Raw genomic sequence first — 13890 nt, 5'->3', positions numbered from 1 at the left:
GCGGCCCAGGACCAGCTCATGACGTGCCGGTGGGACACCTCGGGATCACACGGGGGCCTGGCCCAGTGCGGAGTCTGGGCGGCCGTGGCGGCGTTCGACCGCCACGGCCGCCATGAGCAGGCAGCCGAGCATCGGCAGCACGAGCGGCAGCAGTTGCCAGGTGACGACGACGAGCACGCCGAGCGCCATGACCAGGAGCAGGGAGCCGGACGGATCACCGGTGACGGCGCGGCGGGCGGCCTGGCGTACCAGCTGCGCCCACTGTGCGCCCGGCGACCATGCGGCTGCGGCGCGGAGGACGATCACCGACAGCGCCGCGGCGGCGACGACGCAGGCGGCGGCGACGAGGCCGCCGCCGGGCACGCCGGCGCGGCGGAGGATGAGCACGTCGCCGGCCAGGACCGCGTAACCGGCCACGACGCCGAGCGACAGGCCCAGGCTGCCCCGGTACGCCGCGCCGGCGCGGGTGAAGAACGTCCGGATCGCGGTGCTCTCGCCATCGACGTGCGCCCGGATGTGCGCGCAACCGGCCGCCAGCGCGGGCAGCAGCGTGACGACCGGGAGGATCGCCAGCGCGACCAGCAACCCGGCCGTCAGGCACTCCCCGAAGAGCGCGAACCGCCTCATCCCTTGAGGCCCGACGTGGAGACGCCCTCGACGAGGAACCGCTGGAAGAACAGGAAGAACAGGATCACGGGTACCAGCGCGAGCATCGACATCGCCATGAGCGCGCCGAAGTCGGAGCCGGCGGTCTCGTCGATGAAGAGTTGGAGCGCCAACGGCAGCGGATACTTCTCTGGAGTGCTGAGGTAGATGAGAGGGCCGAAGAAGTCGTTCCAGGTCCAGATGAACGTGAAGATGGCCGTGGTGATGATGGCGGGGCGTGACAGCGGCAGCAGGATGTTCCAGAAGACCGCCCAGTGGCCGGCGCCGTCTATCTTCGCGGACTCGTCCAGCTCGTACGGGATCCCCCGCATGAACTGCACCATGAGGAACACGAAGAACGCCTCGGTGGCGAGGAACTTGCCCAGCAGCAGCGGCGCGTACGTGTCGACGAGGCCGAGCTTCTGGAAGACCACGTACTGCGGGATGATGAGCACGTGGAACGGCAGCAGCAAGGTGGCGATCATGAGGCCGAACATGAGGGTACGCCCGCGGAACCGCAGCCGGGCGAACGCGTACGCGGCCATGGCTGAGGACGCCACCGTGCCCACGACGGACAGCACCGCCAGGACGGTCGAGTTCCAGAAGAAGCGCACCACGCTGATGCCGGCGATGCCCTCGACCGCCCGCTCGTAGTTGATCGTCGTGATCCGGGTGGGCAGCAGTTGGAGACTGCCGATGATGTCCTCGGTGGGCTTGAAGGTCGCCGCCGTGACCCACACGATCGGGTAGAGCACGACGGCGAGCAACGCGATGGCGCCGACGTGCCATGCGACGGTGGACAGCTTCGGTCTCATCGTTTGTCCCCCGAGTAGTACACCCAGCCGCGTGCGGTGCGGAAGAGGAAGAGCGTCACCAGCCCGACCCCGGCCAGCAGCATCCAGGCCATGGCCGAGGCGTACCCCATGCGGTAGTCGCCGAAGCCGCGGTCGAAGAGGTAGATGGTGTAGAACAGCGTCGTGCCGGCCGGCTGGCCGTTGGGCCCGCCGACGATGTACGCGGACGTGAAGACCTGGAACGCGTTGATGGTCTCCAGCAGCAGGTTGAAGAAGATCACCGGGGAGATCATCGGCAGCGTGATGTTGCGGAACCGCCGCCACGCCCCGGCACCGTCCACCTCGGCCGCCTCGTACAGCTCCCGCGGCACCTGCTTCAGCCCGGCGAGGAAGATGACCATCGGAGCGCCCAGCTGCCAGGCAGCCAGCAGGACGAGCATGAGCAGCGAGAAGTCGGGGTTGCCGGCCCAGCCGCCGGTGTTGACGCCGACCGCGCGCAGCAGCTGGTCGACCACGGCGTCGTCGCTGAACATCGCCTTCCAGACGATCGCCAGGCTGACGCTCGCGCCGATCAGCGAGGGGCCGTAGAACGCCGCCCGGTAGAAGGCCCGCCCACGGCGTTCGTTGTTCAGCAACATGGCGACGGCCAGCGCGCAGGCAAGCTTGATCGGCACGGCGAGCGCCACGTACAGCGCGGTGACGCGCACCGACTTGAGCCACCGGGCGTCGTCGAACATCCGCTGGTAGTTGTCGAGGCCGATCCACTGCGGGGGGTTGAAGAGGTCGTAGTCGGTGAACGACAGGTACAGCGAGGTCACCATCGGGCCGAGGGTCAGCAGCAGGATCCCGATGATCCACGGCGAGAGGAAGAGGTAACCCGCCACGCCGTCACCGGACCGGCGGGCCCGCTTACGGGGGCCCGCCGGCTCGGTGCTGCCGACCTCGCGACGCTGGGTCGACGTGGTCGTTGTCATCGTCAGGACTCGAGGGTCTCTTCGACCTCGGTGAAGAACTGGTTGACCGCGTCGTCGACGCTGATCCGTCCGTACTGGAGTTCCTCGGAGATCCGGATGAACGCCTGCTCCAGGGTGCCGGCGCCCTTGGGCGGCGCGGGCGGCGCCTTGGTGAGCTGGTCCTTGAGGCCCTCTTCGTACGCGGCGACGGTGGCGAGCGGGCCCTCCAGCTGGGCCGCGGCGCGCTGCGCGTTGGTGGCCGGCAGGCCGCGGTTGGCGCCGAAGATCTTGCCGACCTCGGGGTCATTGATCATGAAGGAGATGAGCTTGGCGGACGCCTCCGCGTGCTTGGTCTTCTTCGAGACGCTGAGCAGCATGGCGGGCTTGAGGTACTGGCCCTGCGAGTTCGGGTTGTCCGACGGCACCGGCCCCAGCCTGAGCTGCGCCTTGGTGCTCGCCGCGTACCGGGCCATGAAGTTGTCCCAGCCCAGCTCGCTGGCGATCAGGTCGAGCTCCAGCGCGTGCTGCGGCTTGATTTGGACGCTCTTCTCGATCGGCAGCACGGCCTTGGCGTCAACGAGGGCCCTGCCCTCGTTGAAGAACTTCGCCAGCCGGGCCTTGTCGAAGCCGATCTTGCCGTCCTCCGTGTACAGCAGCCCGCCCTCCTGCCGCAGCTGCAACTCCAGGTTGTAGTAGCTGCCGATGTAGTTGGCCGCGCCGTGGACCTTGCCCTTGGTGGCCTGGGTGATCCTCGCGAGCGAGGCCCGATAGTCGTTCCAGGTCCAGCCGGGTTTCGGCTCCGGCACGCCGGCCTGCGCGAGCACCGCCGGGTTGTACATGTAACCCCAGGTGTTGCCACCCACCGGTACGCCGTACAGGCCGCCGTTGACCTCGCCCGCGCCCTTGAGTCCTTCGAGGAGGTCGTCGAGCTTGAGTGCGTCGCCCTCCTGCTTCTTCAGGTCGTTCAGGGCGTTGCGGTCGGCGTACTCGCGCAGGTAGGAGAAGTCCATCTGGAAAACGTCGGGCGCGTTGTTGCCGGCGGTCTCCGTCGCCATCTTCTGCCAGTACGCCTCGTACTCCTGGAAGCTGGGCGTAATCTTGATGTTCGGGTTCTTGGTCTGGAAGAGGTCGATCGCCTTCTGCATCATCGCGGCACGGTCGGCGTTGCCCCACCATGAGTACCGCAAGGTGACGGGACCGGATTCGGTCGAGTCGCCCCCGTCGTCACCACAGGCAGCCCCGGTCAGTGCTAGTGACGCAACGGCCGCGACAGTTATGAATCGTTTCAAAAAATGCATCTGGTCCTCCGTCTGCTATAAGCGGTGCGCCCGTCCGGCGCTCCGTGGCGGTGTGCCGTGGACCTCTGTCGCCCTGACGAGCTGCCCGGTCGGCGACCCGCGTCCTCCTCGACGCGCGCGTGGCCGAAGGTGCTCCACGCGGGACGGCCCCGGCCGGGTGTGCCCCAGCGCTCCGCGGTCGAGCGAAAGCAACTGACGAGGGTGCGTTCGACGACTCGCGGTGCGAATCCTGAAGCCGCGGCCGGATTTCGCTGACCGGCCTCAGTAGGTTTGGCCGGCCAGGGTCTATGCCGTCATGTGGTCTCCTTCGGCGTACGCGGCGCGCACACCATAGCGGTTACCGACGTGGGTGAACAGGCATCGTTCTCTATGTGCTGGTGATCTGAAAGTGCCACGCCTGCGGGACCGGCGTCAAGAGCCTGGTCGATGCGAGCAGTGGCCCGGGGGAGTGCCGTGGAGATGCGTCCGCGTCGCCGGCTTCGACAATGGTCGATCCTAATGAGACTGCCGTGCCGCGAGGCGACCCTGCCTACTACAGTCAGTGCCACCCTGTGCCCCCGATGCCCGCCGGAGTGTGCGCCGTGGTCAGTCCCTTCGACATCGAGGAGATCTTCCCCGACGTGCCTGCCGGATCGGTGCGGCTGCCACGCCGGCAGGCGGGCTCACCCCAGGGGCTGGCGGTGACCCTGATCGCGGACTACACCGTGAGCGCCCGCGCCTGGTTGCCCTCCGCGGCGATCGTGGCCCTGCTCGGCGAGTTCGGCGTGACCAGTGGCGCCGCTCGCACGGCCATCAGCAGGCTGGCCCGGCGGGGGGTGCTCGAAGGTAGTCGGCAGGGGCGACACAGTTCGTACCGGCTGACGCAACCCGCCGCCGCCAACCTCTCGGTCGGAGGTGGCGAGATCGCGGCGTTCGCCGCGGATCCTGAGTGCTGGGACGGGGCGTGGACCCTGGTCGCCTTCTCCATTCCGCAGGAGGAGGGCGCCCAGCGGCGCGCGCTCCGGGATGGCCTGCGGTGGCGGGGATACGCCCCGCTCTACGACGGGGTCTGGGTGTCGCCGCACGCGATGACGGCGGAGGCGCGTGCCGCGCTGGCAGCGGTGGCGCTCGGCACGATGAGCGTGTTCCGCGCGCGGCACGTCGAACTGGAGACGGAGACCTCCCGCAGCCCGGTCGACGCCTGGGATGTCGCGGGCATCGCCGCGCGGTACCGAACCTTCATCCGGCGCTGGGCCGCCCTGTTGCCCCGGATGGCCGCCGGCAGGGTCACCGGCGCCAGGGCGGTGCGCGCCCGCACCGAGGTGATGGACACCTACCGCCGCTTTCCGGTGCTCGACCCCCTGCTCCCGGTCGAACTGATGCCGTCCGGTTGGCCGCGCGCCCGCGCCCGGGAGTTGTTCGTGGCGGTGTACGACGGGCTGGCCGAACCGGCTCAGGAGCACGTACGAGCCGTCGCCGCCCGGGTCGCCGACGGACCGCACCCTGAGATCCGGGCGCACACCGTCGCCGAGTTGCGGGCCGGGGCCCTCGGAAGCGCGGCGGCCCTCGCGCGGCTCTGACCCGCGTCCGCCGCGTACGGCCCGACGGGTTCGACGTCGCTCTGGTGGTGCCGGGGTGACCCACGCCAGCGCCGGCCACGGTGCTGGCGTCTCGCCGCCGAGCCGTTGTGCGGCTGGCCGCCGACCACATCATGTGGACATCCGTCGATTGACAGTCGCACGTCCGCCGGACAGGATATGTGATACCTGTGGCCGTCAGGGCCACCCACCGGAAGCGCCTCGTGCCACGGCTCACGGCAGGCATCTGGCTCGACGGCGATCGGCTGCATCGGCGTGGCTGTTCCGTCACCCCCCGGATGCCGGCCACCCGCCCCGGCCGTCGCGCCGCGGGCGGGGACCCCTTGACCCCGAGAACGGACCTCGCCATGGACACCTCCAGGGAGCATCGATGAAGCCGTTGACGAGAATTTCGGCAGTCATGGCGGTGACAACGGCTCTGTCCGGCACCGCTGTCGTGTTGGCGCTCAGCGCGCACGCCGCGACGAGCCGCTACGAGGCGGAGTCATCACCCGCGGTGTGCGGTGGCACCGTCGCCTCCAACCACTCCGGCTACTCCGGCAGCGGCTTCTGCGACACGCCCAACGCCGTCGGCGCCGCTGTCACGTTCACGGTGAACGCTCCCGCGGCGGGCGCCGCGAACCTGGCTGTCCGGTTCGCCAACGGCACCACGGCGAGCCGGCCGGCGGATGTCAGTGTCAATGGCGCGCCGGTGCAGACCGGGCTCGGGTTCGAGGCCACCGGCGCGTGGAGCAGTTGGGCGACCAAAAGCCTGAGCGTCCAGCTGGCCGCGGGAACCAACACCGTGCGGCTGGCCGCGACGACCGCCGGTGGGCTCGCGAACATCGACTACCTCGAGGTCACCACGACCGACGGCGGCGACACCTCGATCATGCAGGGTGCGGACGTGTCGACCGGGCAGCGGGCCCTCGATCTGGGCGCGCGGCACTACTACGCCGACGGTACCCAGGGCGACGCGTTGGACATTCTCAAGAGCGTGGGCGTCAACTATGTGCGGTTGCGGATCTGGAACAACCCACGTAGTGGCTACAACAACAAGGACAAGGTGTTGCAGTACGCCCGGACGGTGAAGGCCAAGGGCCTGAAGCTGATGGTGGACTTCCACTACTCGGACACGTGGGCGGATCCGGGTAAGCAGTTCAAGCCGGCGGCGTGGGCCAGCCACGGGATCAACCAGTTGACCACGGACGTCTACGACTACACGTACGACGTGTGCACCAGTCTGAAGGCGCAGGGCACCGTGCCGGACAGTGTGCAGATCGGTAACGAGATCAACACGGGGATGTTGTGGGATGACGGCCGGGTGGTCAACAGCAACTTCACCAACCTGGGGCGGTTGCTCAAGGCCGGGTACAACGCGACGAAGGCGTGTAACAGCGGCACCCAGGTGGTGATCCACACCGCGAGGGTGGAGGACGGCGCCCGGTGGTTCTACGACGGCATCCGGGCCCAGAGCGTCCAGTGGGACATCACCGCACTGTCGTACTACTGCTTCTGGCACGGCAGCCTGTCGAACATGGCCAACGTGGTGTCCGACATGCGGTCCCGGTACGGCAAGCCGGTCATCATCGCCGAGACCGCGTACCCGTACACCACGGCCAACGCCGACAGCACCCAAAACGTGGTCACCAGCGGCTGCTCGGGCTACGCGACCACGCCGGCCGGGCAACAGGCCAACTTCGCCGCGGTGCAGACCACCGCACGCAACGCCGGCGCCATCGGCATCTTCTACTGGGAGCCCACCTGGTACGCGGTGCCCGGCAACGGCTGGAACCCCACTGACATCAACAACTCCGGCAACGAGTGGGACAACATGGCGGTCTTCGACCGCAACGGCCGCCTCAACCCCAACATCCGCTGGCTGCCGTAGCCACCCCCGGGCCGGCGGCGGCCCGTGCGCGACCGGCCCACGGTTCGTCCGCGTCGGCTGTTGAGGCGGGCGGCGGTCGTGACGACGGTCGCGCTCCGTGCGTTGTGCCCGCTCACGCCGCCCGGTGCGCCCACCAGCCCACCCACGACCACGACGCCGCCGACCAGCCCGTCGGTCACCCCGCTGCGTCAGCCCGTAGCGACGAGTCAGCCCCACCGGTCCACCGTGGAGGTCGTTCGACCCACCTCCCGATGATGGCGCCGCCCCACCGGGCGGTGCCATCATTCGTTCACCTCAGCCCGCGCCGCCACCGGACGCCCGTCCTGCTCGTCCGAGGAGCACCCGGCAGTACCGGGTAGGATTTTCATGACCAGTTTCCGGAGCCGCAGCAGTCGACCCGAGGGTGGCCGGTCCGCGACCGGCGGCGGCCCGGCGGGCGCGACCATGAGCAGGGGAGCGTCGATGACGAGCAGTGTTCAGCCGAACTCGGCCGCCGAGGTGTTCGAACAGGCCGCTGCGCACTACGACCGAACCGGCGTGTCCTTCTTCGGTCCGTTCGGCGCCGAACTCGTCCGCCGTGCCGGCATCCGACCCGGTGACCGAGTGCTCGACGTCGGGTGCGGCCGGGGAGCCGTCCTCTTCCCGGCGGCGGACGCCACCGGCCCGACCGGTCGTGTCACGGGCATCGACCTGGCGCCGGCCATGGTCGCGCTCACCGCCGAGGACGTCACGCGCGCCGGCCTGACCCACGTCGACGTCCGGGTCGGCGACGCCCAACGGCCCGACTTCCCGCCCGGCAGCTTCGACGCGGTCCTGGCTGGGCTGGTCGTCTTCCTGCTGCCCGAGCCCGAGCAGGCCCTGCGGGCGTACGGGCGGTTACTGCGGCCCTCCGGCCGGTTGGCGATCAGCACCTTCGCCGCCCATGATCCGGCCTTCGTGGCTGCCATGGACGCCCTGGCCGCGCACCTGCCACCGGACTGGCAGCGCCCGGCGCCGGCGGCCGACCCGTTCGCCGACCAGCAGGCGATCACCGCGACCCTGGCCGCCGTCGGACTCACCGTCGCCACCATCGGCGAACACCGGGTCGAGAGCCGGTTTCGCGACATCGACCACTGGACGGAGTGGATGTGGTCGCACGGCGGACGCGCGCTGCTGCGGCACATCCCGGCCGACCGTCTCGACGCCGCGACCGCCGACGCGGCCCGGGCCCTCGAGCCCGCTCGGGTGCCGGGCGGCGGGCTGACCCTGACCACCGCGGTCCGGATGACCGTCGCGGTGCCCCGGGCCGGCGTCCCGAGCAGCTGACCGCCAAGGCGGAACGGGCAGCGCGCCGGACCCTGCCGGAGACGAACAGCCTGTGGGCGGGCGAGCCACCGCACGAGGGGACGTGACGCCGGATCGAGGTCTCGGGCCACCCGGCTACCCGACGAGATGCCGCTCCCACGCCCACGCGGCGATCTCCACTCGGTTTCGGGCCGGTAGCTTGGCCTGCACGCTGGCAAGATGTGTCTTGACTGTGCCGATGGAGATGAACAGCTGTGCGGCGATCTCGGCGTTGGTCATGCCGCGGGCGACGAGTTTCACCACGTCGAGTTCGCGGGGCGACAGCGTGCCGGTGTCACGGTTGCCCAGCGTGGACCGGTTGACGTGGGCGAGCAGCCGTACGGTGATCGATGGGCTGATCATGGCGTCGCCGGATGCGGCCGCGCGGATCGCCTCGACGAGCAACGCCGGGCCCGAGTCCTTGAGGAGGAAGCCGCACGCCCCGTGGCGCAGCGCGGTGTGGACGTACTCGTCGAGGTCGAAGGTGGTGACCACGACGACCCGGATCGGGTCGGCGACGCCGGGGCCGGTGAGCAGCCGCAGCGCGTCGAGTCCGTCCATGCGTGGCATGCGGATGTCCAGCAGTGCCACGTCGGGGCGCAACTTGCGGGCGAGGGCGACGGCCTCGACGCCGTCGGCGGCCTCGCCGACGAGTTCCATGTCCGGCTGGGCACTGATGATCATGCCGAAGCCGGTGCGGACCATCGCCTGGTCGTCGGCGACCAGTACCCGGATGGTCATGTGCCCGGCCGGGTGTGCAGCGGCAACGCTGCCTCCACGGTCCACCCTCCCGTCGTGCCCGGCCCGGCGTGGAGCCGGCCGCCGAGCGCCCTGGCCCGCTCGGTGAGCCCGATGAGGCCGAAACCGCCGGGCTTCCGTCCGGGCCGGCGCGACGTCGCCGTCGGGGCGTCGTCGGTGACCTGCACCAGGAGCCAGTCCGGGGTGCGGTGCAGGGACACGTCGACCGCGCTGGCGTCGGGGGCGTGCCGGCGTACATTGGTCAGCGCCTCCAGGATGATCCGGTAGGCGGAGGAGTCGGCGTCCGCCGGAAGCCCGTCCAGTGTCCCGTCCAGGTGTAGCCGGACCGGCGGGCCGCCCGAGGCGGTGAACCGTTCGAGCAGCGGGGCCAGGTCTGCGGTGCGGGCCAGCGGGGTGATCGGCGTCACCTGGTTGTCGTCCTGGCTGGCGGTGTCGGGGCGGTGCCCGTCGTCGTAGCTGCGCAGCACGCCGACCATCCGCCGCATGGCCGTCATGGTTTCCGCGCCGGCCTGTTCGATGTGGGTCAACGCCTGGACGGCCCGCTCCGGGTCCTGCTGGACGATCAGACGAGCGCCCTGGGCCTGCACGACGATGCCGGTGACGTGGTGGGCGATGAAATCGTGCAGGTCGCGCGCGAACTCTGCCCGCTGGTGGAGGAGCACGTCGGAGAGTCGGCGTTTGCGCTCGGTGTCCAGGGAACGCAGGTAGCTGCCCACGCCGACCACGGCTGCGGCGATCACGCCGTAGTCGACGCTGTGGTGGAAGGGGTCCGGCAGCTCCAGTTTGGGCACGATCCGCAGCGGCTGGGCCGCGATTGCCGCCACGCCGGCGACGACCGCCACCAGCGTGAGCCGCCCGGCCCCTCGGCGGGTCACCACGAGCAGGGACAGCAGGAGACCCAGTTCCTCGGCGCCACCCCAGTAGCCGTCCAGCCCCCGCAGGCCGGGCAGTAGCGAGAGCGCGGTGACCGCCAGCGAGCCGGCGAACAGCAGCAGGGCCGAGGTCGTCAGGCGCCGGGCGTGGTGCTGGTGGCGCGGCACCCACACCAGGGTGGCGGCCGCGGCGAGCAGCACGGAGGCGGGCGTCAGCGTCAGCGGCTGCTCGACGTCGTGCCGAATCAGAGCCGCGCCGACCAGCAGCATCACCAGTCGGGTCAGCCAGAACAGCCAGGTCCTGCCGTCGTCACGTGCCATCGCCGGGTCAGCGTACATCGTGCGTCGGCTTGCGGATCAGCCAAAAGGCAGAGGGGGACGGGCCGGGTCCTGACCACTGGCGGATGTGGGTGCGGCGCATCGGCCGGCAGGCTACTGGCGAACACTCCGAGAACGTGGAGGAATAGTGCAGACCGAACCATTCAAGAATATATCCCCGGTCCGGCCCGGCAGCGCCGTCGCCGCGGTCGATCTGGTGAAGGTGTACGGCAGCGGGGAGACGGCGGTGCGGGCGCTGGATGGCGTCACGGTCAGTTTTGCCCAAGCCCGGTTCACCGCCATCATGGGCCCGTCCGGGTCCGGGAAGTCCACGCTCATGCACTGTCTGGCCGGGCTCGACCAGGCCACGTCGGGGCAGGCGCTGCTCGGCGGCACGGACCTGACGGTCCTGCCCGACCGGGTGCTCACCCGGGTTCGCCGGGAGCGGATCGGGTTCGTCTTCCAGTCGTTCAACCTCCTGCCGCAGCTGACCGCGCGGCAGAACATCACGCTTCCGCTCGACCTGGCCGGGCGACGGCCGGACCCGGCCCGCTTCGACGACCTCGTCACCGTGCTGGGCCTGGGTGACCGGCTGGGTCACCGGCCCAGCGAGCTGTCCGGCGGGCAGCAGCAGCGCGTGGCGCTGGCCCGTGCGCTGGTCGCCGAGCCCGACGTGGTCTTCGCCGACGAACCGACCGGTGCTCTGGACTCCCGGACCGGCGCGGAGGTGCTCGAACTGCTGCGCCGGTCCGTCCGGCAGTTCGGTCACACCGTCGTGATGGTCACCCATGATCCGAGCGCCGCGGCGTACGCCGACCGGGTGGTCGTGCTGGCCGACGGCCGGATCGCCGGCGAGATTGACGACCCGGACCCGCGGTCGGTGACCGACGCCCTGCGCCGGCTGGCGGTGCCCGCATGATTCTGCGTACCCAACTGAGTGCCCTGGCGCGTCGCCCCGCCCGGGCGCTGCTGACCGGCCTGGCCCTGACCATCGCGGCCTGCGCCGTCTTCGGCACGGTCCTGGCGCATCAGGTGGCGCGGCAGGTGGTCGTGGACCGGCTCAGCCAGACCCCCGCGGCGACGAACCTGGTCGTGGGGGCCACGCCGACACTCGACACGCTCCAGAAGGTCCGTGCGGTGCCCGGCGTGGCCGAGGCGGTCGGCCGCGTGGACGGCTACGTCCAACTGGAGCGGATCTCGTCCGCCTACCTCCAAATCAACGCCGACCCGGGCAGCGGACCGATGGCAAAGGTGCGCCTGACGGAGGGCAGGTATCCGAGCGCGCCTGACGAGCTGGCGGTCAGCCGGCGGACCGCCGACCGGCTGAAGCTGCCCGTCGGGGCAGTGGTGAACCTGCGGCTTGATGCCCCGGACAGCAGCGACCCCGACGCCGGGCGCGAGACCGTGCGGGCGACCGTCACCGGCCTGGTGGAGACCGCTGACGACGGCTGGGACACCGCGTACACCACGGACGTCTTCGCCGCCCGGTTGGCCGTGACGGACCGCTGGACGCAGATCGACGTGCGCGTCGCGCCCGGGGTGTCCGTCGACGCCGTGCGGACGGACCTGGCGGCGCTGGTCGGCGCCGACGCGAGCGACAGCATCATGACGGGTGCCCAGGCCCGCGCCAGCGAGCAGGAGGCCGCGCTGGCCGACATCGACGCCGTCTTCGTCGCCATGTCGCTGTTCGTGGCGCTCGCCATCATCGCCGCCGCGCTCGTGACCGCGTCCACCTTCCGCATCGTCTTCGCCCAGCGCCTGCGCCAACTGGCGCTCCTGCGGGCCGTCGGCGCGGACCGCCGCGCACTGGCCAGGGCCCTCGCCGCCGAAGGGGCCCTCACCGGGCTGGTAGCCGCGGTGCTCGGCGTGCTCGCCGCCTCGGCGCTGGGACTGCTCGCGCCCCTGGTGCTGCGCAGTTTCGGCATCGACGTTCCCCGGCCCGGCTTTCCGGTCGGCACCGCCCTCGCGGTGGTGGCCGGCACGGTGCTGATGACGGTACTCACCGTGCTCGCGCCCGCGTTCGCGGCGGCCCGCGTCGCGCCGTTGGAAGCGCTGCGGACGGCGAGCACGACCGCCGGCGGGCGGGGGATCGGTGGCGTCCGCGCCGTCATCGGCGGGCTCTTCGCCGGCGGGGCCGTCCTCAGCGCCGCTGTCGCCGCGACCCTCCTCGGCGGCAGCGACAGCGCCGGCCGGGACTCGACGGTGCTGCTGCTGGTGCTCTGCTCGTTCGCCCTGGCGTTCCTGGCCCTCCTCACGCTCGGGCCGGTGGTGGTGCGGCCGGTGCTCGCGGTGGTGAGCTGGCCGCTGCGGAAATGGGGAGCGATCGGCCGGTTGGCGGCCAGTGGCGTGGGTGCCGCGTCGCGTCGCGCCGCGGCCGTCAGCACCGTCGTCGCGCTCGGCGTTACCCTCATCGCCCTCACCCTGGTCATCGGCGCCACCACGCAGGCAGCCACGGACCGGCAGGCCACCTCGATGGCCCCCGGGGACTTCAACCTGATCGCCGACGACGGCGCCGTCGTGCCGGACAGCGTGATCCAGAAGGCCCGAACCCGGCCGGAACTGACCGCCGTCGTGCCGTACCGCACCGCCACGGTCCGGATCGGCACGTCGAAGTCCGACGTCCTGGCCACCGATCTCGACCTGCGTCAACTCGCGACCCGAGGGCCGCAGCCGGAGCCGCGAACCGCTCCGGAGTCGCGCCGGGTGGAGGCCGAGGCCACTGCGCCGAAGACCGTCGACGCCTGGCACGCCGCGCTGGACCGGGCGGTGGCGCGGGCGGCCGGGGTGCGGCCCGGCGACTCCGTCACCATCACGACGGGCCAGCGCACGCTCGACGTCCGGGTCACCGAGATCCTCGACGCCACCCCGCTGGCGACCGGGATCATCGTCAGCCCGACCGACCTGGACCAGCTCGGTGTCCCACCCGGCCCCACCGGGCTGCTGGCCAATGCGACACGCCCCGGCGAGCCGGGCCGCACCGCCGCCTACCAGGCGCTGGAGGCCATCAGCCCCGCCGACCAGGGCCTCCGGTTGTCGGTGCTCGCCGACCAGAGGGACCAGACGCGCGAGAAGACCAACGCGTTGATCGTGGTTCTCCTGGCACTGATCAGCCTTACGGTGGTCGTGGCGGTCGTCGGGGTGGGTATCACCACCGCGTTGTCCGTGGTGGAGCGGGTCCGCGAGTCCGGGCTGTTGCGGGCGGTCGGCATGTCCCGCCGAGGGCTCACCGTCATGCTGACCACCGAGGCGGCGCTGTACGGCGCGCTGGGCGCCACGATCGGCGTCGTGCTCGGGCTGCCGTACGCCGCGATGTCGATCAAGACCTTCGACAGCACCGTACCGGTGGAGATCCCCTTCGGTCAGCTCGCCGTCACCGTGGCGGTCCTGACGACGCTCACCGGGTTGGCCGGACTGCTCCCGGCCCGCCGCGCCGCACGGATCAGCCCGATGGAGGGGCTCGCCACGGACGGCTGAGCGGCGG

Annotated in this window: 11 protein-coding genes and 1 pseudogene; 6 read left to right on the top strand and 6 right to left on the bottom strand. The window is 70.8% G+C overall.

Annotation, left to right across the window (positions count from 1 at the left end; translation table 11 throughout):
- Window positions 1–45 precede the first annotated feature (45 nt).
- The 4 genes from E1193_RS02040 to E1193_RS02025 are packed head-to-tail and all read right to left on the bottom strand — an operon-like array spanning window position 46 to window position 3540.
- The gene (locus E1193_RS02040) at window positions 46–627 is read right to left on the bottom strand and encodes a hypothetical protein (protein WP_132179632.1); all 582 of its coding nucleotides are present in this window, start codon (window positions 625–627) and stop codon (window positions 46–48) included.
- Entirely contained in the window at window positions 624–1460 is an 837-nt protein-coding gene (locus E1193_RS02035; protein WP_132179630.1) for a carbohydrate ABC transporter permease, read from the bottom strand. The genes E1193_RS02040 and E1193_RS02035 overlap by 4 nt, the downstream gene beginning before the upstream one ends.
- The gene (locus E1193_RS02030) at window positions 1457–2413 is read right to left on the bottom strand and encodes a sugar ABC transporter permease (RefSeq protein ID WP_132179628.1); all 957 of its coding nucleotides are present in this window, start codon (window positions 2411–2413) and stop codon (window positions 1457–1459) included. Before E1193_RS02030 ends, E1193_RS02035 begins: the two co-directional genes overlap by 4 nt.
- 2 nt (window positions 2414–2415) lie before the next feature.
- A complete protein-coding gene (locus E1193_RS02025) occupies window positions 2416–3540 on the bottom strand; it encodes an extracellular solute-binding protein (RefSeq protein WP_165945588.1) in 1125 nt (374 codons plus the stop codon).
- Between the two features lie 710 nt (window positions 3541–4250).
- Here E1193_RS02025 and E1193_RS02020 point away from each other — a divergent pair.
- From E1193_RS02020 to E1193_RS02010, 4 genes and pseudogenes are all read left to right on the top strand, one after another.
- Entirely contained in the window at window positions 4251–5249 is a 999-nt protein-coding gene (locus tag E1193_RS02020; RefSeq protein ID WP_347877004.1) for a PaaX family transcriptional regulator C-terminal domain-containing protein, read from the top strand.
- A gap of 388 nt (window positions 5250–5637) precedes the next feature.
- Window positions 5638–6099 (top strand): annotated as a pseudogene (locus E1193_RS32375) (carbohydrate-binding protein); the annotation flags it as partial.
- On the top strand, window positions 6091–7137 hold the full coding sequence (locus E1193_RS02015; RefSeq protein ID WP_243707232.1) for a glycosyl hydrolase 53 family protein: 1047 nt from the start codon (window positions 6091–6093) through the stop codon (window positions 7135–7137). The pseudogene E1193_RS32375 and the gene E1193_RS02015, both read left to right, overlap by 9 nt.
- A gap of 462 nt (window positions 7138–7599) precedes the next feature.
- Entirely contained in the window at window positions 7600–8442 is an 843-nt protein-coding gene (locus E1193_RS02010; protein ID WP_132179622.1) for a methyltransferase domain-containing protein, read from the top strand.
- A 114-nt stretch (window positions 8443–8556) separates the two neighbouring features.
- Here the strand turns inward: E1193_RS02010 and E1193_RS02005 are convergent, their stop codons facing one another.
- Window positions 8557–9201 carry a response regulator transcription factor gene (locus E1193_RS02005; protein WP_132179620.1) on the bottom strand — a complete coding sequence of 215 codons (645 nt, stop codon included), beginning with the start codon at window positions 9199–9201 and terminating at the stop codon, window positions 8557–8559.
- Window positions 9198–10412: a histidine kinase gene (locus E1193_RS02000; RefSeq protein ID WP_132179618.1), complete on the bottom strand. Its 1215-nt coding sequence runs from the start codon at window positions 10410–10412 to the stop codon at window positions 9198–9200. Before E1193_RS02000 ends, E1193_RS02005 begins: the two co-directional genes overlap by 4 nt.
- Window positions 10413–10557: 145 nt before the next feature.
- Here E1193_RS02000 and E1193_RS01995 point away from each other — a divergent pair, with 145 nt between their 5' ends.
- On the top strand, window positions 10558–11328 hold the full coding sequence (locus tag E1193_RS01995; RefSeq protein ID WP_243707223.1) for an ABC transporter ATP-binding protein: 771 nt from the start codon (window positions 10558–10560) through the stop codon (window positions 11326–11328).
- The gene (locus E1193_RS01990; protein ID WP_132179616.1) at window positions 11325–13883 is read left to right on the top strand and encodes an FtsX-like permease family protein; all 2559 of its coding nucleotides are present in this window, start codon (window positions 11325–11327) and stop codon (window positions 13881–13883) included. The genes E1193_RS01995 and E1193_RS01990 overlap by 4 nt, the downstream gene beginning before the upstream one ends.
- Window positions 13884–13890: the final 7 nt, after the last annotated feature.

The organism is Micromonospora sp. KC606 (genome assembly GCF_004348675.1).
Lineage (GTDB): Bacteria > Actinomycetota > Actinomycetes > Mycobacteriales > Micromonosporaceae > Micromonospora.
The sequence above is the reverse complement of the archived record's forward strand: the minus strand, read 5'-3'. Positions and strand labels throughout refer to the sequence as shown.

Bases quoted from the DNA above. Each gene is read 5' to 3' on its own strand.
- E1193_RS02040 (WP_132179632.1), bottom strand. From the start codon at position 627: ATGAGGCGGTTCGCGCTCTTCGGGGAGTGCCTGACGGCCGGGTTGCTG.
- E1193_RS02035 (WP_132179630.1), bottom strand. From the start codon at position 1,460: ATGAGACCGAAGCTGTCCACCGTCGCATGGCACGTCGGCGCCATCGCG.
- E1193_RS02030 (WP_132179628.1), bottom strand. From the start codon at position 2,413: ATGACAACGACCACGTCGACCCAGCGTCGCGAGGTCGGCAGCACCGAG.
- E1193_RS02025 (WP_165945588.1), bottom strand. From the start codon at position 3,540: ATGATGCAGAAGGCGATCGACCTCTTCCAGACCAAGAACCCGAACATC.
- E1193_RS02020 (WP_347877004.1), top strand. From the start codon at position 4,251: ATGCCCGCCGGAGTGTGCGCCGTGGTCAGTCCCTTCGACATCGAGGAG.
- E1193_RS02010 (WP_132179622.1), top strand. From the start codon at position 7,600: ATGACGAGCAGTGTTCAGCCGAACTCGGCCGCCGAGGTGTTCGAACAG.
- E1193_RS02005 (WP_132179620.1), bottom strand. From the start codon at position 9,201: ATGACCATCCGGGTACTGGTCGCCGACGACCAGGCGATGGTCCGCACC.
- E1193_RS02000 (WP_132179618.1), bottom strand. From the start codon at position 10,412: ATGGCACGTGACGACGGCAGGACCTGGCTGTTCTGGCTGACCCGACTG.
- E1193_RS01990 (WP_132179616.1), top strand. From the start codon at position 11,325: ATGATTCTGCGTACCCAACTGAGTGCCCTGGCGCGTCGCCCCGCCCGG.